This is a genomic window from Pseudomonas sp. So3.2b, assembly GCF_019464415.1.
GTDB lineage: Bacteria > Pseudomonadota > Gammaproteobacteria > Pseudomonadales > Pseudomonadaceae > Aquipseudomonas > Aquipseudomonas shahriarae.
The window spans coordinates 260,058-283,412 of record NZ_CP080494.1; the positions used below are offsets into that span (position 1 = coordinate 260,058).

The 23,355-nt window shown below is 58.1% G+C and carries 18 protein-coding genes; 6 read left to right on the forward strand and 12 right to left on the reverse strand.

Annotated elements, in window-relative coordinates:
* Window positions 1-13: 13 nt before the first annotated feature.
* The 7 genes from rsmG to rpmH all read right to left on the reverse strand — a co-directional run bounded on the left by rsmG (window position 14) and on the right by rpmH (window position 7,028).
* Entirely contained in the window at window positions 14-658 is a 645-nt protein-coding gene (gene rsmG, locus K1X80_RS01185) for a 16S rRNA (guanine(527)-N(7))-methyltransferase RsmG (RefSeq protein ID WP_057439294.1), read from the reverse strand.
* Window positions 655-2,547 (reverse strand): tRNA uridine-5-carboxymethylaminomethyl(34) synthesis enzyme MnmG, encoded by a 1,893-nt coding sequence (gene mnmG, locus K1X80_RS01190; protein WP_057961240.1) that lies wholly within the window; start codon window positions 2,545-2,547, stop codon window positions 655-657. The genes rsmG and mnmG overlap by 4 nt, the downstream gene beginning before the upstream one ends.
* Before the next feature lie 552 nt (window positions 2,548-3,099).
* A complete protein-coding gene (mnmE, locus tag K1X80_RS01195; protein ID WP_057439293.1) occupies window positions 3,100-4,470 on the reverse strand; it encodes a tRNA uridine-5-carboxymethylaminomethyl(34) synthesis GTPase MnmE in 1,371 nt (456 codons plus the stop codon).
* 79 nt (window positions 4,471-4,549) lie between these two features.
* Entirely contained in the window at window positions 4,550-6,232 is a 1,683-nt protein-coding gene (gene yidC, locus K1X80_RS01200) for a membrane protein insertase YidC (RefSeq protein WP_057439292.1), read from the reverse strand.
* A 2-nt stretch (window positions 6,233-6,234) separates the two neighbouring features.
* Window positions 6,235-6,480 carry a membrane protein insertion efficiency factor YidD gene (gene yidD / locus K1X80_RS01205; RefSeq protein ID WP_010465488.1) on the reverse strand — a complete coding sequence of 82 codons (246 nt, stop codon included), beginning with the start codon at window positions 6,478-6,480 and terminating at the stop codon, window positions 6,235-6,237.
* A complete protein-coding gene (gene rnpA / locus K1X80_RS01210) occupies window positions 6,473-6,877 on the reverse strand; it encodes a ribonuclease P protein component (protein ID WP_029290189.1) in 405 nt (134 codons plus the stop codon). The genes yidD and rnpA overlap by 8 nt, the downstream gene beginning before the upstream one ends.
* Window positions 6,878-6,893: 16 nt before the next feature.
* A complete protein-coding gene (gene rpmH / locus K1X80_RS01215; RefSeq protein ID WP_003213577.1) occupies window positions 6,894-7,028 on the reverse strand; it encodes a 50S ribosomal protein L34 in 135 nt (44 codons plus the stop codon).
* A 585-nt stretch (window positions 7,029-7,613) separates the two neighbouring features.
* Between rpmH and dnaA the strand changes: the two genes are divergently transcribed.
* The 4 genes from dnaA to gyrB are packed head-to-tail and all read left to right on the forward strand — an operon-like array spanning window position 7,614 to window position 13,823.
* Window positions 7,614-9,134, forward strand: a complete 1,521-nt coding sequence (gene dnaA / locus K1X80_RS01220; RefSeq protein ID WP_057957870.1) for a chromosomal replication initiator protein DnaA — start codon at window positions 7,614-7,616, stop codon at window positions 9,132-9,134.
* 39 nt (window positions 9,135-9,173) lie between these two features.
* Window positions 9,174-10,277, forward strand: coding sequence for a DNA polymerase III subunit beta (gene dnaN, locus K1X80_RS01225; protein WP_057439291.1), 1,104 nt, complete (start codon window positions 9,174-9,176; stop codon window positions 10,275-10,277).
* A gap of 20 nt (window positions 10,278-10,297) precedes the next feature.
* Window positions 10,298-11,401 carry a DNA replication/repair protein RecF gene (gene recF, locus K1X80_RS01230; protein ID WP_029290195.1) on the forward strand — a complete coding sequence of 368 codons (1,104 nt, stop codon included), beginning with the start codon at window positions 10,298-10,300 and terminating at the stop codon, window positions 11,399-11,401.
* A gap of 4 nt (window positions 11,402-11,405) precedes the next feature.
* Window positions 11,406-13,823 carry a DNA topoisomerase (ATP-hydrolyzing) subunit B gene (gyrB, locus tag K1X80_RS01235; protein WP_057957871.1) on the forward strand — a complete coding sequence of 806 codons (2,418 nt, stop codon included), beginning with the start codon at window positions 11,406-11,408 and terminating at the stop codon, window positions 13,821-13,823.
* A 99-nt stretch (window positions 13,824-13,922) separates the two neighbouring features.
* Here gyrB and K1X80_RS01240 read toward each other — a convergent pair whose 3' ends face one another.
* Complete coding sequence (locus K1X80_RS01240; protein WP_057957872.1) at window positions 13,923-14,642, reverse strand: response regulator transcription factor; 720 nt, start codon at window positions 14,640-14,642, stop codon at window positions 13,923-13,925.
* An 852-nt stretch (window positions 14,643-15,494) separates the two neighbouring features.
* On the opposite strand from K1X80_RS01240, the gene K1X80_RS01245 reads away from it, so the two are divergent.
* Both K1X80_RS01245 and K1X80_RS01250 read left to right on the forward strand, forming a co-directional pair.
* The gene (locus tag K1X80_RS01245) at window positions 15,495-16,475 is read left to right on the forward strand and encodes a FecR domain-containing protein (protein WP_370694594.1); all 981 of its coding nucleotides are present in this window, start codon (window positions 15,495-15,497) and stop codon (window positions 16,473-16,475) included.
* Between the two features lie 6 nt (window positions 16,476-16,481).
* Window positions 16,482-18,800, forward strand: a complete 2,319-nt coding sequence (locus tag K1X80_RS01250) for a CHASE2 domain-containing protein (protein ID WP_120731109.1) — start codon at window positions 16,482-16,484, stop codon at window positions 18,798-18,800.
* A gap of 155 nt (window positions 18,801-18,955) precedes the next feature.
* Here K1X80_RS01250 and K1X80_RS01255 read toward each other — a convergent pair whose 3' ends face one another.
* The 4 genes from K1X80_RS01255 to glyQ all read right to left on the reverse strand — a co-directional run bounded on the left by K1X80_RS01255 (window position 18,956) and on the right by glyQ (window position 23,352).
* A complete protein-coding gene (locus K1X80_RS01255) occupies window positions 18,956-19,726 on the reverse strand; it encodes a 1-acyl-sn-glycerol-3-phosphate acyltransferase (RefSeq protein WP_057957875.1) in 771 nt (256 codons plus the stop codon).
* Window positions 19,727-19,808: 82 nt separating this feature from the next.
* A complete protein-coding gene (gene gmhB, locus K1X80_RS01260; protein ID WP_169960480.1) occupies window positions 19,809-20,348 on the reverse strand; it encodes a D-glycero-beta-D-manno-heptose 1,7-bisphosphate 7-phosphatase in 540 nt (179 codons plus the stop codon).
* A complete protein-coding gene (gene glyS, locus K1X80_RS01265; RefSeq protein ID WP_057439286.1) occupies window positions 20,348-22,402 on the reverse strand; it encodes a glycine--tRNA ligase subunit beta in 2,055 nt (684 codons plus the stop codon). Before glyS ends, gmhB begins: the two co-directional genes overlap by 1 nt.
* The gene (gene glyQ / locus K1X80_RS01270; protein ID WP_003213601.1) at window positions 22,399-23,352 is read right to left on the reverse strand and encodes a glycine--tRNA ligase subunit alpha; all 954 of its coding nucleotides are present in this window, start codon (window positions 23,350-23,352) and stop codon (window positions 22,399-22,401) included. Before glyQ ends, glyS begins: the two co-directional genes overlap by 4 nt.
* Window positions 23,353-23,355: the final 3 nt, after the last annotated feature.

Consider the following 23,355-nt stretch of genomic DNA (forward strand, 5'->3'; position numbering starts at 1 on the left):
CTTGTGTTCCCAATCATGCCGTGCGGCGCAGTATCAGCAGATGGCGTTGGCCTTGGCAACCGGGTACGGCCAAGGCGTGTTCGCTATCGAGGTGGAAGTCTGCCGGCAATGCTAACAGCTCGTCGCTTGGATGAACGCCCTTCATTGCCAGCCAACGGGTGTTCAGGTCGCCCAGGTGGCGGGTCCAGTTGCTGAAGTTCTCCATGCTGCTGAAGGCCCTGGAAACAATTCCGTTGAAGGGCAGTTCAGGCGTGAAGGCTTCGACCCGGCTGTGGATAACTTGCAGGTTGTCCAGCTTGAGTTCGAGTTTGACCTGGGTCAGGAAACGGGTTTTCTTGCCGTTGCTGTCCAGGCAGGTCACTTGCGACTCGGGAAACAGGATCGCCAACGGGATGCCTGGCATACCGCCACCACTGCCAACGTCCAGCCAGCGACCGTTCTCGATAAATGGCATCACGCTCAAGCTGTCGAGCAGATGCCGCGAAACCATTTCATCGGGATCGCGCACCGCAGTGAGGTTGTAAGCCTTGTTCCACTTGATCAACAGGGCCAGGTAGCCCAACAGCAATTCGTGCTGGGTTTCGGTCAAGTGCACACCCAACTGGCGTGCACCTGTGGATAACTCTTCGGCGTGTTGCGAGGTGACCAACGAACTCAAGCGCTTTGCTCCAACTGACGGCCCGCGCCGCGTTTTTTCAAATGAATCATCAACAGCGAAATGGCTGCCGGGGTGACTCCCGGGATACGGGAGGCCTGGCCCAGGGTCTCGGGGCGAGTTATCCCCAGCTTGCTTTGAATCTCTTTCGACAACCCGGAAATACCGGTGTAGTCGATATCCACAGGCAGCTTGGTGTCTTCACTGGCGCGCAGACGAGCGATCTCGTCCTGCTGGCGGTCAATGTAACCGGCATATTTGGTCTTGATTTCGACCTGCTCGGCTACCTGAGGATCTTCTGCGCCGCCGCCCGTCACTTTGACCAGACCAGCGTAGTCGATTTCCGGACGGGACAGCAGGTTCAGCAGGTTGTACTCGTGGGTCAGTGGCGTGCCGAATTTTTCGGCAATGGCATCGCCCTGCTCCGTGCCCGGGCGGACCCAGGTACTTTTCAGGCGCTGCTCTTCCAGTTCGATGCTTTCGCGTTTTTTGCAGAACGCTTCCCAGCGCGCGTCATCGACCAGGCCCAGCTCACGACCTTTTTCGGTCAGGCGCAGGTCGGCGTTGTCTTCGCGCAGGATCAGGCGATATTCGGCCCGGGAGGTGAACATCCGGTACGGTTCCTGAGTACCCAGGGTAATCAGGTCGTCGACCAACACCCCGATGTACGCTTCATCGCGACGCGGGCACCAGCTGTCTTTGCCCTGGGCGCGCAATGCGGCGTTGGTCCCGGCCAGCAAACCCTGGGCGCCGGCTTCTTCGTAACCGGTGGTGCCGTTGATTTGCCCGGCGAAGAACAGGCCGCCGATCACCTTGGTTTCCAGGCTGTATTTCAAGTCCCGTGGATCAAAGTAGTCGTACTCGATGGCGTAGCCCGGACGCACGATATGAGCGTTTTCCATGCCGCGAATCGACTGCACGATCTGAATTTGCACGTCGAACGGCAGGGAAGTGGAAATCCCGTTCGGGTACAGCTCGTGGGTCGTCAAACCTTCCGGCTCGATGAAGACCTGGTGGCTTTCCTTGTCGGCAAAGCGGTGGATCTTGTCTTCGATCGACGGGCAGTAACGCGGGCCGATACCTTCGATCACCCCGGAATACATCGGCGAACGATCGAGGTTGGCGGCGATGATTTCGTGGGTACGCGCATTGGTGTGGGTAATCCAGCAGCTCACCTGTTTGGGGTGCTGCTCCTTGGAACCCATGAACGACATTACCGGGATAGGCGTATCCCCGGCCTGTTCGGTCATCACCGAGAAATCCACAGAACGCCCGTCGATACGCGGCGGGGTCCCGGTTTTCAGGCGACCGACACGCAGTGGCAGTTCGCGAAGGCGATGAGCGAGGGCAATCGACGGCGGATCACCGGCGCGACCACCGGAATAGTTCTGCATTCCGATGTGGATAAGTCCACCGAGGAAGGTCCCCGTGGTCAGCACCACGGATTCTGCGAAGAAACGCAGACCCATCTGGGTGACAACACCGCGCACCTGGTCCTGCTCGACGATCAGATCATCCGCTGCCTGTTGAAATATCCACAGGTTGGGTTGGTTTTCCAGGGTTTCGCGTACCGCCGCCTTGTACAAAATGCGGTCGGCTTGTGCCCGAGTAGCACGCACGGCCGGGCCTTTGCGGCTGTTGAGCACGCGAAATTGAATACCACCTTTATCGGTAGCCATGGCCATCACACCGCCAAGGGCGTCGATTTCCTTGACCAGGTGGCTCTTGCCGATCCCACCAATGGCGGGGTTGCAACTCATGGCACCGAGGGTTTCCACGTTGTGCGTCAGCAATAGGGTTTTGACCCCCATGCGGGCTGACGCCAGTGCTGCCTCGGTACCGGCATGACCGCCGCCGATGACGATCACTTCAAAACGGGAAGGGAAATCCACCACGCACCTCGTGCCTGCTTATGTAGGTAATTAGGAATTGATTGGTTGAGCTGGTTTTAGAGCTTTGGCGGCAAGTATAGGGACTTAGCCCTTCCTAAAGAACCCTTTGCACAAAATTTAACCAGCTGTGGATGAATCACAGATAATAGAAATTAAAAGAGAGAAATTTATTAAATCTTTGTTTTTATGTTTATTTCTACTGAGCCTACTTTCTGTGGATAGATTGCTACAGCCCTTTATTTACGATGTGTACAGAGATTCAAAAGTCTGTGGTTAGGTGGCAAGGAGGCCCTTGGATAAGTGCTTTAAGCCTGTGGATTAAACAGGTGGTTATCCACAGAGGGGTTTTTACTCAGGTTTCGAGCCCTGTTATCAACTGGGCACAGGGGCGGTTATTCACAGGGCTTAATCCACAGAAAAGCCTCAGCCGCGGTAAATTTCGCCCACGGCAAGGCCACCTCGGGGCGAGGTTATTGTCAGAAAATACGCGGGAGTGTCCTGAAACGGACAAAACAGACAGGCACGAATGGCCTGTCTGTGAACAACGAAGGGCTATTTACCGATGCAGAAACTGGAAAAGATCCTGCCGAGCAGGTCATCGGAACTGAATGCCCCGGTAATCTCCCCCAGAAGCTGCTGTGCCTGACGCAAATCCTCGGCCAGAAGCTCTCCTGCCCCTGCCAGGGTCAACTGCGCACGGCCGTGCTCAAGGGCGGCACTGGCATGGCGCAGGGCTTCCAGATGCCTGCGGCGAGCACTGAAGCTGCTTTCCGAGGTCTGTTCGTAGCCCATGCAGGCCTTGAGGTGATCGCGCAGCAGCTCCAGGCCATCACCGGCAGACTTGGCGCTGAGGCTGATGGTGACATGGCCATCTTCGCTGACCTCCAGGGCAATCGCCTCACCCGTGAGGTCCGCCTTGTTGCGAATCAGCGTGACTTTGGCCGGATCAGGCCGCTGTTCAAGGAATTCTGGCCACAGGGCAAAAGGATCGACGGCCTCCGGCGCGGTGGCATCCACCACCAGCAGCACCCGATCCGCTTCACCGATAGCCTTGAGCGCCCGTTCCACACCGATTTTTTCCACCTGGTCATCGGTATCACGCAAACCGGCGGTATCGACCACGTGCAGTGGCATACCATCAATGTGGATATGTTCGCGAAGGATATCCCGGGTAGTACCTGCAATCTCGGTAACAATCGCCGCCTCACGCCCTGCCAGGGCATTGAGCAGGCTGGACTTGCCAGCGTTGGGCCGGCCGGCAATCACCACGGTCATGCCGTCGCGCAGCAGTGCGCCCTGCCCGGCCTCCTTCAAAACTGTGGATAACTCGTCCCGCACTTTGTCCAGCATGGCCAGGACATGGCCATCGGCAAGAAAATCGATTTCTTCTTCCGGAAAATCAATCGCCGCCTCGACATAGATGCGCAAACTGATCAATTGCTCGGTGAGGTTATGCACACGCAGGGAAAACGCCCCCTGCAATGAGCGCAGGGCATTGCGCGCAGCCTGTGCAGAACTGGCCTCGATCAAATCGGCAATCGCCTCGGCCTGGGCCAGGTCGAGCTTGTCATTGAGAAACGCGCGCTCGCTGAATTCACCAGGCCGTGCAAGACGGCAGCCCAACTGCAGGCAACGCTGTAGCAGCATGTCGAGGACGATAGGCCCGCCATGTCCCTGCAGTTCCAGCACATCTTCACCGGTGAACGAGTTTGGGCCCGGGAAATACAGGGCCAGGCCCTCATCCAGTACCTCAAGATCCTCGCCGAAGAAAGGCCCGTAATGCGCATACCGGGGTTTGAGCTCACGGCCACTGATCGCTTTAGCGGCAATGCCGGCAAGCGGCCCGGAAATTCGAACGATACCGACACCGCCCCGGCCCTGAGCGGTGGCGACGGCAGCGATGGTTTCACGAGGAGCGCTCATCAGCGGTTTCCCAGACAAAAGTGACAGAATGCAAAACGCCCCACGAGGGGGCGTCTTGAGTGGTTATCCACAGAGTAAGTTACGCCTCGGCTTTTTTGGCAGCCGCTTCGATCTTACGTGTGATGTACCACTGTTGAGAGATCGACAACACGTTGTTGACCACCCAGTACAGAACCAGACCAGCCGGGAACCACAGGAAGAAGAAGGTGAAGATGATTGGCATCATTTTCATCACCTTGGCCTGCATCGGATCCGGAGGTGTTGGGTTCAGACGCTGCTGGATGAACATGGTCGCGCCCATGATGATCGGCAGGATAAAGAACGGGTCTTTGATCGACAAGTCAGTTATCCACAGCATGAACGGCGCCTGGCGCATTTCCACGCTTTCCAGGAGTACCCAGTACAGCGACAGGAACACCGGCATCTGCACCAGAATCGGCAAGCATCCACCCAGCGGGTTGATCTTCTCTTTCTTGTACAGCTCCATCATGGCTTGCGACATTTTCTGCCGGTCATCGCCATGTTGCTCTTTCAACGCAGCCAGTTTCGGTGCAACGGCGCGCATACGGGCCATCGATTTGTAGCTGGCGGCCGACAGCGGGAAGAAAATCCCCTTGATCAGCATGGTCAGGAAGATGATCGACCAGCCCCAGTTACCGACGATGCTGTGGATATGTTGCAGCAACCAGAAGATTGGCTGGGCAATGAACCACAGGATGCCGTAATCCACAGTCAGTTCCAGACCTGGGGATAACTCCTTGAGGACGGCCTGGCTTTTCGGGCCGGCATACAAGGTGGCGCTGGTTTCAGCCTTGGCACCTGGCGCAACGGTCAACGCCGGGCCAGTGAAACCAATGATGTAGTTACCCTGGTTGTCCTTGCGGGTCTGGACCAGGTTGGCTTCGCCCCTGTTCGGGATCCACGCGGTTACAAAGTAGTGTTGCAGCCAGGCTACCCAACCACCTTGTACTGTTTCTTTCAGCGCGCCCTTGTCGATGTCTTTCATCGACACTTTTTTGTACGGCTCGTTACTTGTCCACAGGGCGGCGCCCAGGTAAGTCGCGGTGCCGGTGGCTGTGCTGGAAGACGGATCGGAGCTGCCATCACGCTTGAGCTGGGCAAACAGGTTGCCTGTCCAGGCCTTTTCGCTGGTGTTGTCGATCAGGTAAGTGACTTTCAGATCGTACAAACCGCGCGTGAAGCTGAAGCGCTTGATGTAATTGACGCCGTCGTGACTGAATTTCAGGTCGACGTTCAACTGGTTTTGGCCATCAGCCAGTTGATAAGTCTTCTGTTCGGTCGAATAAACCGGACGACCGGTAGCACGAGCATCAGGACCATCAGTGCCAGTCAGGCCGCTTTGTGCCAGATAAACACGCTCGCCACCATTGTCGAACAACTGGAAAGGAACATCCGGATGGTCTTGGCGACGTGGGTACAGTGGCAATTTCAGCTGGGCGATATCGCCACCCTGTGGATCGATCGCCAGGTCCAGTACATCCGTTTTGACGTGGATGAGGTCTTTATTGGTGATGACCGCGTTATCTACAGGGGTGCTGGTATCGGCATTCGCGCTGGGTACATCGGCACTGGCGGAAGCATTGTTACCCAACGGTGCATCTGCAATAGCAGGAGCAGACTGATTGGTAGCAACATTCTGAGTCGGCAGGGCAGCCTGGCCATAGTCCTGGTTCCATTTCAGAACCATAACGTAGGACACGATTGCCAGGGCGACGATCAGGATCGTGCGTTTAATATCCATGATTACTCGGCCATCGAAGAAGAACGGGAGGTAGGGATAGGCGGAACCGGGTCATAACCACCGGGATTCCACGGATGACAGCGACCTAAACGACGAAAGGTCAGCCAGCCACCGCGCAGAAGGCCATGATTTTCTATGGCTTCATACGCGTAGCAGGAACAACTGGGGTAGAAACGACAGTGGCTGGCCATCAGCGGACTAATGGCATAGCGGTAAAACTGGATCGGAACGAGGGCCAGTTTACGCATCAGTGCTGTCTACCCCTACAGTTTCGGGGCTGACTGCTGGAGTCGGCTTGCTGGTGCGAGCCAAACGTTTCCAGAGCTTGCCGAAATGCTGAATCAATTCGGGGTTTTCTACGTCCCCCAAGCCTTTGCGCGCGACGATAACAATATCCCAACCAACCAGAGTGTCCTGGTGGAGGCGAAACGATTCGCGCATCAGACGCTTGAGGCGATTGCGCTCAACGGAGAGCTTTACGCTCTTCTTGCCGATCACCAACCCGAGACGGGGGTGATCCAGATCGTTGTTACGCGCAAGGAGCAGGAGATTTTTCCCCGGAACCTTGCCGGTGGGGGAGTCAAAGACTGCCTTGAAGTGCCGGGGGGTTAGCAGACGCTTTTCCCGACTGAAGTCCTGACTCACCACCAGTACCGGATTATCAAACTGCCAGACGCGCACGACCTTTGGCGCGGCGACGCGACAGGACAGCACGGCCGTTCTTGGTAGCCATGCGAGCACGGAAACCGTGGGTACGGGCGCGTTTGATGGTGCTTGGTTGGAAAGTACGTTTCATGGCGTGTTACCTGGTTCGTCCACAACGGGCCGGAATGGCCCCCGTTTTAAGAGACCGGGGATTCTAGAGAAAGCAAGCCTCTAGGTCAATTTCCAACCAGCTATTCCTTCAATTAGATATCTGAGGGCATCAAGACCGATTCCGGGCGGTTCGACTTTGACGAGCAATGCCATAGATATAAAAATAAAGAAGGAAGTTATTTAAAGCTTTTCTGTAAAGCTTATAAAAGCTAGGGACGCGATCTTCTGTGGATAACTGCCTTGAGGCCATATTCCACGTGCTGTACAGAGAATGACAACACGGGGGAGAAACGGTGCTCTGCCTGTGCTGCGCTGTCGGATAAGCTGTGTGTGGAATGGGTAGTTATCCACAGGCCAGTTACCCACAGACTTTCGCCCCCACTTGTACAACGAGCTTAGGGGCGCTTATCCACAGAGCTTATGCACAGACCATTTGTCGCCTTTTTTACGCTTAAGGCATTGATTCTTGGCGGCCTCTGAGCAAGCTACATGTGGATAAGTGGACCGCTCGCCGCTACAATGGCGGCTGTTTTTGCCTCACCGGCTTTCAACTTAGGGGATATCCGTGTCAGTGGAACTTTGGCAGCAGTGCGTGGAGCTTTTGCGCGATGAGCTGCCTGCCCAGCAATTCAACACCTGGATCCGTCCACTACAGGTCGAAGCCGAAGGCGACGAGTTGCGTGTCTACGCACCCAATCGTTTTGTTCTCGACTGGGTCAACGAGAAGTACCTGAGCCGCGTTCTCGAATTGTTCGACGAACACGGCAACGGCATGGCTCCAGCACTCTCCTTATTAATAGGCAGCAAACGCAGCTCCGCCCCTCGCGCCGCGCCTAATGCGCCGCTGGCCGCCGCTGCATCGCACGCCCAGGCCACTGCGGCGTCGGTTAACCACGCACCCGCCCCCGCTGCGCCCGCCCCGAGCAAATCCGTGGCGCAAAAAAATGCGCCAATGAGTGAAGAGCCGTCCCGCGACAGCTTTGACCCGATGGCGGGAGCCAGCTCGCAGCAGGCGCCGGTACGCGCCGAACAGCGTACGGTCCAGGTCGAAGGCGCGCTCAAGCACACCAGCTACCTGAACCGCACCTTTACCTTTGAAAACTTCGTCGAAGGTAAATCCAACCAGCTGGCCCGCGCTGCGGCCTGGCAGGTGGCCGACAATCCCAAGCACGGTTACAACCCGCTCTTCCTTTATGGCGGCGTTGGCTTGGGTAAGACGCACTTGATGCACGCTGTGGGTAACCACCTATTAAAGAAGAACCCGAATGCCAAGGTCGTGTACCTGCACTCGGAGCGCTTCGTGGCCGACATGGTCAAGGCGTTGCAACTCAATGCAATCAACGAATTCAAACGCTTCTACCGCTCCGTCGACGCACTGCTGATTGATGACATTCAATTCTTCGCGCGCAAGGAACGTTCCCAGGAAGAGTTTTTCCACACGTTCAACGCCCTGCTTGAAGGTGGCCAGCAGGTCATCCTCACCAGTGACCGGTACCCGAAGGAAATCGAAGGTCTGGAAGAGCGCCTCAAATCGCGCTTCGGCTGGGGCCTGACCGTTGCGGTAGAGCCGCCGGAACTGGAAACCCGGGTCGCGATCCTGATGAAGAAAGCCGATCAGGCGAAAGTCGATCTGCCTCACGACGCGGCGTTCTTCATTGCCCAGCGCATTCGCTCCAACGTGCGTGAGCTCGAAGGCGCGCTCAAGCGGGTCATCGCTCACTCGCACTTCATGGGTCGCGACATCACCATCGAGTTGATTCGCGAATCCCTGAAAGACTTGTTGGCGCTACAAGACAAGCTGGTCAGTGTGGATAACATTCAACGCACGGTGGCCGAGTACTACAAGATCAAGATTTCCGACCTGCTGTCCAAGCGCCGCTCGCGCTCGGTAGCGCGTCCCCGTCAGGTGGCCATGGCGCTCTCCAAGGAGCTGACCAACCACAGCCTGCCGGAAATTGGCGATGTGTTTGGTGGTCGCGACCACACCACGGTCTTGCACGCGTGCCGCAAGATCAACGAACTTAAGGAATCCGACGCGGATATTCGCGAGGACTACAAGAACCTGCTGCGTACACTGACAACGTGATGAACACCAGCGCAGCTTATTAAGGCAAGGGACTAGACCATGCATTTCACCATTCAACGCGAAGCCCTGTTGAAACCCCTGCAACTGGTCGCAGGCGTCGTCGAGCGCCGACAGACCTTGCCGGTACTTTCCAACGTATTGTTGGTTGTCGAAGGCCAGCAGCTGTCGTTGACCGGTACCGACCTGGAAGTCGAACTGGTTGGTCGTGTACAGCTGGAAGAACCCGCCGAGCCCGGTGAGATCACCGTGCCTGCGCGCAAGCTGATGGATATCTGCAAAAGCCTGCCCAACGACGCGCTGATCGACATCAAGGTCGATGAGCAGAAGTTGGTGGTCAAGGCCGGCCGCAGTCGTTTCACCCTGTCGACCTTGCCGGCCAATGACTTCCCGACGGTGGAAGAAGGTCCAGGTTCGCTGACCTGCAGCCTGGAGCAAAGCCGCCTGCGCCGTTTGATCGAGCGCACCAGCTTCGCCATGGCCCAGCAGGACGTGCGTTACTACCTCAACGGCATGCTGCTGGAAGTCTCCGAAGGCATCATCCGTGCTGTGGCCACCGACGGTCACCGCCTGGCAATGTGTTCGATGAAGGCCGATATCGGCCAGCCGGACCGCCACCAGGTGATTGTGCCGCGCAAAGGTATCCTCGAACTGGCGCGCCTGCTCACCGAGCCGGACGGTAACGTCAGCATCGTCCTGGGCCAGCACCATATCCGTGCCACCACGGGCGAGTTCACCTTCACCTCCAAACTGGTAGACGGCAAGTTCCCGGACTACGAGCGCGTGTTGCCCAAGGGTGGCGACAAGCTGGTGATCGGTGATCGCCAGGCGCTGCGTGAAGCGTTCAGCCGTACAGCGATTCTTTCCAACGAGAAGTACCGGGGTATTCGCCTGCAATTGGCCAACGGCCAGCTGAAAATCCAGGCCAACAACCCGGAGCAGGAAGAAGCGGAAGAAGAAGTGGGCGTCGACTACAACGGCGGTTCCCTGGAAATCGGCTTCAACGTGAGCTACCTGCTGGACGTGCTGGGTGTGATGACCACCGAGCAGGTGCGTCTGATCCTGTCGGACTCTAACAGCAGCGCCCTGGTGCAAGAATCCGATAACGACGACTCGGCTTACGTTGTTATGCCGATGCGCCTGTAATCATGCTCAGCAGAAGCTAGATGTCCCTCAGTCGCGTCTCGGTCACCGCGGTGCGCAATCTGCACCCGGTGACCTTCTCCCCCTCCCCCCGCATCAATATCCTCCATGGCGCCAACGGCAGTGGCAAAACCAGCGTGCTGGAAGCCATTCACTTGCTGGGGCTGGCTCGTTCCTTTCGCAGCGCCCGCCTGTTACCCGTGATTCAGTACGAACAATTGGCGTGCACCGTGTTTGGCCAGGTTGAACTGGCGCAAGGCGGGCATAGTAGCCTGGGGATATCCCGTGATCGTCAAGGGGAGTTCCAGATCCGTATAGATGGGCAGAATGCGCGCAGTGCCGCACAACTGGCGGAAATCTTGCCCCTGCAATTGATCAACCCTGACAGCTTCCGCTTGCTGGAAGGTGCACCAAAAATCCGCCGGCAGTTCCTCGATTGGGGAGTGTTCCACGTGGAACCGCGGTTCATGGCCACGTGGCAGCGCCTGCAGAAGGCCCTGCGGCAGCGGAACTCATGGCTGCGGCATGGTACACTTGACGCCGCTTCGCAAGCGGCCTGGGACCGTGAACTGTGCCTGGCCAGCGACGAAATAGATGAATACCGCCGCACCTATATCAAAGCCTTGAAACCAGTCTTTGAACAGACCTTGAGTGAGTTGTTGGAACTCGAGGGCCTGACGCTGAGTTACTACCGTGGTTGGGACAAAGAGCGTGACTTGAGTGCAGTACTCGCCACCTCTTTGCAACGGGACCAGCAAATTGGCCACACCCAGGCAGGACCACAACGGGCTGATTTGCGCCTTAGGTTAGGCGCACATAATGCCGCGGATATCTTGTCCCGTGGCCAGCAGAAGTTGGTGGTGTGCGCGCTGCGTATCGCTCAGGGGCACTTGGTTAGCCAGGCCCGGCGCGGTCAGTGTATTTATCTGGTGGATGACTTGCCGTCCGAATTGGATGAGCAACACCGCCGCGCGCTATGCCGCTTGTTGGAAGACTTACGCTGCCAGGTATTTATTACCTGTGTAGACCACGAATTATTGAGGGAAGGCTGGCAGACGGAAACGCCAGTCGCTTTGTTCCACGTGGAACAAGGCCGTATCACCCAGACCCACGACCATCGGGAGTGAAGGCATGAGCGAAGAAAACACGTACGACTCGACCAGCATTAAAGTGCTGAAAGGTTTGGATGCCGTACGCAAACGTCCCGGTATGTACATTGGCGACACCGATGATGGTAGCGGTCTGCACCACATGGTGTTCGAAGTGGTCGACAACTCCATCGACGAAGCGCTCGCCGGTCATTGCGACGACATCAGTATCATCATCCATCCGGATGAATCCATCACCGTACGCGACAACGGTCGCGGCATTCCGGTAGATGTGCATAAAGAAGAAGGCGTATCGGCAGCAGAGGTCATCATGACCGTGCTGCACGCCGGCGGTAAGTTTGACGACAACTCCTATAAAGTCTCCGGCGGTTTGCACGGTGTAGGTGTGTCGGTGGTAAACGCCCTGTCGGAAGAACTGATCCTCACCGTTCGCCGCAGCGGCAAGATCTGGGAACAGACCTACGTGCATGGCGTGCCTCAGGCACCGATGGCAATCGTCGGTGATAGCGAAACCACCGGTACCCAGATTCACTTCAAGCCCTCGGCTGACACGTTCAAAAATATCCACTTCAGCTGGGACATCCTGGCCAAGCGGATTCGTGAACTGTCCTTCCTCAACTCCGGTGTGGGTATCGTCCTCAAGGATGAGCGCAGCGGCAAGGAAGAGCTGTTCAAGTACGAAGGTGGCCTGCGTGCGTTCGTTGAATACCTGAACACCAACAAGACTGCGGTCAACCAGGTGTTCCACTTCAACATCCAGCGTGAAGACGGCATCGGCGTGGAAATCGCCCTGCAGTGGAACGACAGCTTCAACGAGAACCTGTTGTGCTTCACCAACAACATTCCTCAGCGCGATGGCGGTACTCACCTGGTGGGTTTCCGTTCCGCACTGACGCGTAACCTGAACACCTACATCGAAGCTGAAGGCTTGGCGAAGAAGCACAAAGTCGCCACCACTGGTGACGATGCCCGTGAAGGCCTGACCGCGATTATTTCGGTCAAGGTTCCGGATCCGAAGTTCAGCTCCCAGACCAAAGACAAGCTGGTTTCTTCTGAAGTGAAGACCGCCGTCGAACAGGAAATGGGCAAATACTTCTCCGACTTCCTGCTGGAAAACCCCAACGAAGCCAAGCTGGTCGTCGGCAAGATGATCGACGCGGCACGGGCTCGTGAAGCGGCGCGTAAAGCCCGTGAAATGACCCGCCGTAAAGGTGCACTGGATATCGCTGGCCTGCCGGGCAAACTGGCAGACTGCCAGGAGAAGGACCCTGCCCTTTCCGAACTGTACCTGGTGGAAGGTGACTCTGCTGGCGGTTCCGCCAAGCAGGGTCGCAACCGTCGCACTCAGGCCATCCTGCCGTTGAAGGGGAAGATCCTCAACGTTGAGAAAGCCCGTTTCGACAAGATGATTTCCTCTCAGGAAGTCGGCACCTTGATCACCGCCCTGGGCTGTGGCATTGGTCGCGACGAGTACAACATCGACAAGCTGCGCTACCACAACATCATCATCATGACCGATGCTGACGTCGACGGTTCGCACATCCGTACCCTGCTGCTGACCTTCTTCTTCCGTCAGTTGCCGGAGCTGATCGAGCGTGGCTATATCTACATCGCTCAGCCGCCGTTGTACAAAGTGAAAAAGGGCAAGCAAGAGCAATACATCAAAGACGACGACGCCATGGAAGAGTACATGACGCAGTCGGCCCTGGAAGACGCCAGCCTGCACTTGAACGACGAAGCCCCGGGCATCTCCGGTGGGGCACTGGAGCGCCTGGTAAACGACTTCCGCATGGTGATGAAGACCCTCAAGCGTTTGTCGCGCCTGTACCCTCAGGAGCTGACCGAGCACTTCATCTACCTGCCGGCCGTGAGCCTGGAACAGCTGGGCGATCACGCAGCCATGCAGGATTGGCTGGCCCAGTACGAAGTGCGCCTGCGCACCGTCGAGAAGTCGGGCCTGGTGTACAAAGCCAGCCTGCGTGAAGACCGTGAACGTAATGTCTGGCTGCCAGAGGTCGAACTGATCTCCCACGGCCTGTCGAACTACGTCACCTTCAACCGCGATTTCTTCGGCAGCAATGACTACAAGACTGTGGTTACCCTCGGCGCGCAGTTGAGCACGCTGTTGGACGACGGCGCTTATATTCAGCGTGGCGAACGCAAGAAACAGGTCAAAGAGTTCAAGGAAGCCCTGGACTGGTTGATGGCAGAAAGCACTAAGCGTCACACCATCCAGCGATACAAAGGTCTGGGCGAAATGAACCCGGATCAGCTGTGGGAAACCACCATGGACCCAGCCCAGCGTCGCATGCTGCGTGTGACCATCGAAGACGCCATTGGCGCGGACCAGATCTTCAACACCCTGATGGGTGATGCGGTCGAGCCACGTCGTGACTTCATCGAGAGCAATGCCTTGGCAGTGTCCAACCTGGACTTCTGATAACGCCATTGCGAAACCAAAAAAGGCCAACGTTTAACGTTGGCCTTTTTTATTGCCCAGATTTCGGGCGCTTCCAAAATGCTCCACGTGGAACATCGGCTATGCCGTAGCTGCGGTTACGCTCTCCAACCGGTAGCCATATCCATAGATGGTCAGCAACTGCCAACCCCGCTCTGGCGTCAGCCCCAGCTTGTTCCGCAGCCGATAGATATGGGTATCCAACGGTCGTGAAGACACCATCTCTTCATGGGTCCAGAAGCGTTCGTAGAGGTATTCCCGGGACAGCGGGCGAGCCAGGTTGGCAAACAGACAGCGTGCCAGGCGGTATTCCCGTTCGGTCAGGTTGATGGGACTGCCGGCGCGGGTGACGGTCAGTTCGGCATCGTCAAAGGTCAGGTCATTGAAGATCAACACTTCAGTGGCCGCAGATTTCTGCAGGCCGTGACGACGCAACACGGCACCCACCCGTGCTTTCAGTTCGTTTGGCCGAAATGGCTTACTGACATAGTCATCTGCGCCACTGTTCAACGCCTGGACGATATCGCTCTCGGCATCGCGGCTGGTGAGCATGATCACGGGAGGCGGGGCTTCCATGTGTTCACGGGTCCAGCGCAGGATGGCGATACCACTCAGGTCCGGCAGTTGCCAATCGAGCACCAAGAGGTCGAAGGTTTCCCGACGCAACTGGCGCAGCAGGTCTTCGCCGCGCTCGAAGCAATGCAGCGTCCATGGCTGCTCCGAGGCACTTGGGATTTGTCGCAGTGTCTGTTCCACCCGCCGCAATTCGGCAGGTTCGTCATCCAGTATCGCGACACGCATGGCAGGGTCCTTTCTTCTTGAAGAGTATTGCAACGGTTGAGGAGAGCGTACTGGTTCACCATTGAATCTGAACAATTATGGCCAGTTTCTCATGCCCCTCGCATCTCTCGGTACGCTGATATCAGATAGCCCTAAGGCCGTTAAACATCGTGTACCCAGCTGGAAAGATACCGGCTCAAGCCCCTCAGGAAAAGGATCAATGGCAATCAGGTTTTATGCACTGTCGGGGCATGTGAGTCTCGTGCAGAAGGTCAGAGTGTGGGGAAAGATGTTGATACTGGTTGCGGCAACGGGTTTTGGGACGGAAATGGTAGATGCGTGCAGTCCGGCACAGCCTGCGCCACTTGACGAAACTTCAGTGTACGCCGAGTCCGTAGACGGTCTTGGTTACGCTGGGCTCAGAGAGGTGGACGCCCCTCAGGATTTTCAACACGGTAGTGTGCTCGACCAGGACCAACGTTGGATCTTCTGAATCTGAACAAATATTGCGCTACCGCCCTATGCACCACTCTTGTAGGTAAATTCTCTTTCGCTGAGTGACACACAGGGAGGGCGTGCGCGGGAAGCGCGCTCGATACAGGGACGTATTATCTGTAGACCGTGGTTCGCTACGGGCTGCTGTCGGAGGGATGTGAGGGACAGTATTTCTTCGATATACATCCGGTTCGGCATCGTCGATCCGGCAGACACAGGGATGTGTCACCCTTCTTATTGCCTCATCCCTTCTACTACGGCTTTCGAGTTCGATGCGTCATCGGGTATCGTAGGCAAGCTTCAAGGTCCTGCCGCCGCAAGACGCTTTCTGAACGTACAGTCTGACGGACTTTTAGAACTAGAACCTTGATGAGTGCCATGACCCTCTTTCCTCGCCACTATTCCCTTTCTTCCCTGCTGGGCTCAAGCCTGGCCCTGGCGCTGGTTATCAACAGCCCGCAAATTCTGGCCAAGCCTGCACCTGTGCGTGCGCCCTACATTGATGACAACCTGATGTGCCGGGCACAGCCGCTGCCGGCAGTGGTCCAGCACCTCAACGGTGAAGCCTGGAAGCTGGATGCCAAGGGCCGCCCCAGTGTGCTGGAAGAAGGCATGCTGATTGATGAACAGGAAAGCGTAAAAACCTCGCCGTCGGCGTTTGTCAGCCTGTTGCTGGGCGATGGTTCGCGGATTGTCCTGCCTTCCAGCTCGGAGGTGCGTTTGCACCTGTTGGAAGAACAGGCGATTCCCCAGGTGATCCTGCAACAAGGCCAGGTCGAGGCCTACGTGCTCAAGCGTACCAGCGACTATGACCGTTTTCAGATCGTGACACCCGTCGGCGTGCTCGGCGTGCGCGGCACGCATTTTCGTGTGCGTAACGACGATCAGCAATCGGTTGTAGAGGTGCTCAACGGCCAAGTGGCCGCCAGCCGCACCGAGCCGCTGCCCGTGGGCCGACAGGCCAAGAAAAAACCGCAGACGGGCCCGATTGAAGGTGAACTGAAGGTCGGTGCCCGACAAGGGGTGTTGCTCAAGCAGCAGGGCGAGTTGAAGACCATCGACCTATTGCCCGCCCCGCGTCTGATGGGCCAGGACGGCCAGAAAGGCGATGCGCCGGTCTGGACATTGTTCCTGCACCCGCAACCGGGTGCCCAGCGCTACCGTGCGCAAGTGGCCACCGATAAAACGTTCATGAATATCAAGCAGGAAAACTTCTCCAGTGAACCGCGCTTGAGCTTCACTGGACTCAAGGCCTCGTTTTATCACGTGCGCGTGTCGGCCTTTGATGAACAAGGACTGGAAGGAGAGGCAGGCGTTTATGACATCTTCTATTACCCCCCTGCCACCCGTGTGCAGTAGTACGCGGTGAAGTGGTGGCGCCGGGCTGAACAACGTCAGCCGACCCAGGCCCAACGCCTGTTCAATGGGTTGGTCCGGGAATGGCTGTGGATCAGCCTGCTGCTGCTACCAATGACGGCCCTGCTGTCCCTGAGCCCTGGGCTTTCCTTCAATAACCTGCTGTATGACAGCCTGCGGCGTCTGACGCCGTTGCCGGTGGACTCACGCATTCTGCTGGTGACCATTGATGACATGAGTCTCAAGGCGCTTGGCCAATGGCCGTGGTCGCGCCACCTGCATGCTGACCTGATTGACCGACTGAGTGCCGCCAAACCCGCCGGGATCCTGCTCGATGTAATCTTCAGCGAACCTGCGCGCGAGCCTGCCAATGATCAACGCCTGGCCCAGGCCATCTGCAATGCCGGCAATGTCCTGCTGCCGTTGATTCGCGAAGGCACGCCGCGCCTGGGGCAACCCCTCACGCAAATCCTCCCCGTGCAGCCCCTGCGTGATTGTGCCAGGGGGGTCGGTCATATCAACGTGGAAGCTGATAGCGACGGCATTGTGCGCAGCCTTTACTTGCGTGAGGGGCCGCCGGGGCAATTGGTCCCGCAGTTGGCGTGGCTGGCCTTCGAGCTGACTGGCCAGCCTGCGGATATGCCGGGGCTGTCAGTATCTTCTGATGCAACCGATTGGCAGCGGGACAACGCCATCCGCATTCCGTTTATCGCCGCCGACCACGGCTTTCCCAGCGTGCCGTACGTCAGCGTTCTGCGTGGCGAGGTCCCGGCTCAATTGCTGCGTGATCGGATCATCCTGGTGGGAGCGACCGCGCCGGGCATGGGTGATCGCTATGTGACGCCGCTTTCGGCCAGTGTCGGCACCACACCGGGCGTCGAGATCCAGGCCAATATCCTCAACGGGCTGCTGCAGGATCGCAGCATTACCGTCTTGCCTGGCTGGTTGGCCACCCTGCTGTCCACCTCGTGGGTGGCCTTACTGTTGGGCCTGCTGTTGTTGCGCCCGCGTTATGCCCTGTGGCTGACCCTGGGCTGCATGGGAGGTGCCCTCCTCGCTTCCTGGGGCATGTTGCGCCTGGGGCTCTGGTGGTCGCCAGCGGCCACGCTGATCGGCATGCTGCTGGGCTATCTGGTCTGGAACTGGCGCCGCCTGAGCGTAATCCTTGCCTACTTCGGCTGGGAACTGGCGCGCCTCGACAGCGAGCCCAAGGTGCTGCCGGAGCGTCGTCGTGCCGCTGTCAGCAAGGGGGACGTGTTGCAGGGGCGTATCGTGGCCCTGGAGCAAGCCGTCAGCCGTACCCGCGATACCCGGCGCTTTATGGCCGATGGCCTGGAATGCCTGCCCGTGGCTACGCTGATTACCGATCCCGCGGGAGAGATCCTGCTGGCCAATCGGATCGCCCGTGATGTGTTTGGCAACGAGCTGATTGCCGAGAACCTGCTGGAGCAATTGACGGCATTGGGCTATCCACCGCTGCAGGGGCAGGTACGCCCGCCGCTGTCGGCCCTGGAAATTGTCGAGTTCCGCGATATTCAGCAACGCAGCCTGCGCCTGGAACTGGCCCCGCTGTTACCCGCTGACGGTGATGTGGCACTGGGTTGGCTGTTGAGCCTGACCGACCTGAGTATCGAACGCGACGCCCAGCAGCAGCGCGAAACCCTGCTGCGGTTTCTCTCCCACGACTTGCGTGCACCCCATTCGGCAATCCTCGCGTTGCTGGATGTGCAGCGCCATGAAGCCTCAGACGTTGCGCTGGTATTTACCCAGATCGAACAGCAAGTGCGACGCGCATTGAATTTGACCGAATCGTTCGTTCAATTGGCCAAGGCCGAGTCCGATGGTTATCAGTTGGAGCCCAGCCTGTTTGCCATGCTGGTGCTCGACGCATTTGACCAGGTGGTGCTGCTGGCCCAATTGAAAAATATCCAATTGGTCCATGACCTGGACGCGGCCGGTGAGGAAATGGTCCTGGCGGATCAATCGTTACTCACCCGTGCCTTGTTCAACCTGATGGAGAATGCGATCAAGTACAGCCCAGCCGGCACCACGGTGACGGTGCGCCTCGAACGCAACGAGCAATGGCTGACCTGTCACATCCAGGATCAGGGCTCCGGTATCGCGGCCGAGGAGCTTCCTGAACTGTTCAGCCAATACCGGCGGTTTGTTTCGGCCCAGGGCAGCGAAGGGTTGGGGTTGGGACTGAGCATGGTCAAGGCGGTAGTGGACCGCCATGGCGGCCGGATCGACTGTGAGAGTGTGGTCGGTCAAGGCACGGTTTTCAGTCTGCGACTGCCGTTGTGGGAAGAGTCAAACGGCTGTGCATAAAAAACCGGCCACGAGGGCCGGTCTTCAACGGTCGAAAAAACTTATGCACGTTTTTCGGTGTTTTATTAGCTTAAGAAATATGTAATAAAATCATAAGCCTACAAGCTAAAAAACGCACTTTGCCAACAAACCGTACACAGGTTATCCACAGAACGTCAGGTCACCGGCTGGTCTTCTGCAACTGGCACTGGCGGCAGCGAACCCATGGCCCGTTGCTGCGCTTCATTCCAGGCGGCAGCGCGGTCATTGAGTGCCGCGATTGCACGCGGTCCTTCCCCTTCGGCATACATCGGTTCGCCGATCACCACGGTGATGGTGCCTTTACGCTTGGCCCAGCCTTCCTTGGGCCAGAACTTGCCGGCATTGTGAGCAATCGGCAGCACTGGCAGGTTGGCGTTGACCGCCAATGCCGTACCGCCTCGGGAGAACTTGCCTACAGTGCCAAAGGGCACGCGGGTGCCTTCCGGGAAGATCAGTACCCACACCCCATCCTTGAGCAGCTCGTCACCCTTCTTCGCCACATGCTTGAGCGCGGCCTTGGGGTTGTCGCGGTCGATGGCAATCGGTCGCAGCATGGCCATGGCCCAGCCAAAGAACGGCACGAACAGCAACTCACGCTTGAGCACCTGGCTCAGGGGCGAGAAATACGCAGAAAGGAAGAACGTCTCCCAAGTGCTCTGGTGGTTCGACAGGATCACGCAGGGCTGGTCCGGGACATTCTCGGCACCCTTGACCTCGAAACGGATGCCCAGAAACACCTTGCTCAGCCACAACGCACAGCGGCACCAATAGACGTTGATAAAGCGATAGCGCGCCTTGAACGGCAAAAAGGGCGCAATAAAAAAGCTCAGGGTGCACCAGAGAAACGAACTGGTGCCCAGCAGCAGGTAAAAGAAGAAGGTTCTGATGGCCTGCAAAATCGACATGGCAGCATTTACCGTTGCGGGACAACGCCCGCCTGTTAAAAGTGCACTCCCGAACAATCCTTGGTCAGGAAGTCGAGGGCGACTAGTTGTTGATAAGTTCTGCGGCAACCGCCGCCAGATCGTCAAAAATCAAGGTGCCTACCGGCAGGTTTTTCGCCTGGGTCTTGTCGCCTTTCCCGGTCTTTACCAAAACTGGCTGAGAGTCGACGGCTTTGGCCGCCTCCAGGTCACCGAGACTGTCCCCGACGAACCATATCCCAGCCAGGGGCACCTTGTAATGTTCTGAAATGATTTTCAACATGCCAGGCTTGGGTTTGCGGCAATCGCAGCCCTCATCCGGCCCGTGGGGGCAGTACACCACCAGCCCCACCTCACCGCCCTGCTCCGCCACCAACGCGCGCAGGCGCGCATGCATGGCGTCCAGGGTGGCGATGTCGTAGTAGCCGCGGGCAATGCCGGACTGGTTGGTAGCAATGGCTACCGTCCAGCCGGCCTTGCTCAACTGCGCGATGGCCTCGATCGAGCCGGGCAGTGGGATCCACTCCTCCACCGACTTGATGTAAGCGTCGGAGTCGTAGTTGATCACCCCGTCCCGATCGAGAATCAGCAGTTTCAACATGATCAGCTCAGCGTCGAAATGTCAGCGATATTGACGAACAAGCCGCGCAGGCGCGCCAGCATGGCGTAGCGGTTTTTCCGCACGCTGGCATCTTCGGCATTGATCATCACCGCTTCGAAGAACGCATCCACCGGCTCACGCAAGGTGGCCAGGCGCGCCAGTGCTTCGGCGTAGTTGCGCTCGGCGATCAGCGGCTTCACGGCGTTTTCTGCCTTGGCGATAGCCGAGTTCAGCGAGAACTCCTTGGCATCGGCAAACAGGCCAGGGTCGACATCCGCATTGCCCAGGCCTTCGGCCTTGCTCAGCAGGTTCGACACGCGCTTGTTCACGGCGGCCAGGGCGTCGGCTTCCGGCAGCTTGCGGAACGCTTGTACGGCTTGCACACGCTGGTCGAAGTCCAGTGCCGAGCCTGGTTGCAGGGCACGTACCGACAGGTAGACGGAAACGTCCACGCCTTCGTCTTCATAGCGCGCACGCAGACGGTCGAATACGAACTCCAGCACTTGCTCGGCCAGGCCGGCTTGCTTGACCTTGCTACCAAACTGGCCGACGGCAAATACCACGGCCTGGGTCAGGTCGAGGTCCAACTGCTTGTCGATCAGGATGCGCAGCACGCCCAGGGCCGCACGGCGCAGGGCATACGGGTCTTTGCTGCCGGTCGGCAACATGCCGATGCCGAAGATACCGACCAGGGTGTCCAGCTTGTCAGCGATGGCCACCGCGGCACCGGTCAGGGTGGTCGGCAGCTCGGCGCCAGCACCGCGCGGCATGTACTGCTCGTTCAGGGCCAGGGCGACGTCTTCAGGCTCGCCGTCATTGAGCGCGTAGTAGTAACCGGCAACGCCTTGCATTTCCGGGAACTCGCCGACCATCTCGGTAGCCAGGTCGCATTTGCACAGCAGGCCCGCACGTGCCGCCAGGGTGGCGTCGCCGCCAATGCGTGGCGCGATGTAGGCCGCCAGCTTGGAAACCCGCACAGCCTTGTCGTAGACGCTGCCCAGCTTCTCTTGGAACACCACGTTCTGCAGGCGCAGGTTGAAGTCTTCGAGCTTCTGCTTCTTGTCTTGCTTGAAGAAGAACTCGGCGTCAGTCAGGCGCGGGCGCACGACTTTCTCGTTACCGGCGATGATCTGCTGCGGGTCCTTGCTCTCGATGTTGGCCACGGTGATAAAGCGCGGCAGCAACTTGCCGTCCACATCCAGCAGGCAGAAATACTTCTGGTTGTCCTGCATGGTGGTGATCAGGGCTTCTTGCGGCACATCGAGGAAGCGCTCTTCGAACGAGCACACCAGCGGTACCGGCCATTCAACCAGCGCGGTCACTTCGTCGAGCAGGCTTGGCGGCACGATGGCCGTGCCTTCCTGCAGGCGGGCCAGCTCTTCGGTGCGCTTGCTGATCAGCTCGCGACGCTCGTTGGCATCCGCCAGCACATAGGCTGCACGCAGGTCGTTGAGGTAGTTGGCCGGCGAAGTGATGCGCACGTTTTCCGGGTGGTGGAAGCGGTGGCCACGGGAGTCGCGGCCGGCCTTCTGGGCCAGGATAGTGCAGTCGATGACTTGATCACCGAGCAGCATCACCAACCATTGGGTCGGACGTACGAATTCTTCCTTGCGTGCACCCCAGCGCATGCGCTTGGGGATCGGCAGGTCATTGAGGGAATCTTCAACGATGGTCGGCAACAGGCTGGCGGTTGGCTTGCCCTTGATGACCTGGCTGAAACGCAGTTTCGGGCCGCTCTGGTCGATCTCGCTCAGCTCGACGCCACACTTCTTGGCAAAACCAAGGGCTGCCTGGGTCGGGTTGCCTTCGGCATCGAAAGCGGCCTGGCGTGGCGGGCCGTCGAGGTTGATGTTGCGGTCCGGCTGCTGGGTTTCCAGCGCGGTCAGCAATACCGCCAGGCGACGTGGCGCGGCGTAGACCTTCTTGGCTTCAAACTTCAGGCCGGCAGTCTGCAGGCCTTTTTCGATACCGGCCAAAAATGCATCGGCCAGGGTGTTCAGGGCCTTGGGTGGCAGCTCTTCGGTGCCCAGTTCAACCAGGAAATCTTGAGCACTCATTGTGCAGCCTCCAGCTTAGCCAACACTTCATCACGCAGGTCCGGGGTTGCCATCGGGAAGCCCAGCTTGGCGCGAGCCAGCAGGTAGGCTTGGGCGACGGAACGCGCCAGGGTGCGTACACGCAGGATGTATTGCTGGCGCGCAGTTACCGAGATGGCACGGCGGGCGTCCAGCAGGTTGAAGGTGTGGGATGCCTTCAGGACCATTTCGTAGCTCGGCAACGGCAGCGGCTGATCCAGTTCGATCAGGCGCTTGGCTTCGCTTTCGTAGAAGTCGAACAGTTCGAACAGCTTCTCGACGTTGGCGTGTTCGAAGTTGTAGGTCGACTGCTCCACTTCGTTCTGGTGGAACACATCGCCGTAGGTCACTTTGCCGAACGGGCCGTCAGCCCACACCAGGTCGTAGACCGAGTCCACGCCTTGTAGGTACATGGCCAGGCGCTCGAGACCGTAAGTGATCTCGCCGGTCACCGGGTAGCACTCGATGCCGCCCGCTTGCTGGAAGTAAGTGAACTGCGTGACTTCCATGCCGTTGAGCCAGACTTCCCAGCCCAGGCCCCAGGCGCCGAGCGTTGGCGACTCCCAGTTGTCTTCGACGAAACGAATGTCGTGGACCAGCGGGTCCAGGCCGACATGTTTCAGCGAGCCCAGGTACAGCTCCTGGAAGTTGTCCGGGTTTGGCTTGAGGACGACCTGGAACTGATAGTAGTGCTGCAGGCGGTTGGGGTTTTCGCCGTAGCGGCCGTCAGTCGGGCGACGACTGGGCTGCACATAAGCGGCGTTCCAGGTTTCCGGGCCGATGGCCCGCAGGAATGTTGCGGTGTGGAAAGTGCCGGCGCCTACTTCCATATCGTAGGGCTGAAGTACCACACAACCTTGCTCGGCCCAGTATTGCTGGAGGGCGAGGATCAAGTCTTGGAAGGTACGCACGGCTGGCGTAGGCTGGCTCACAAA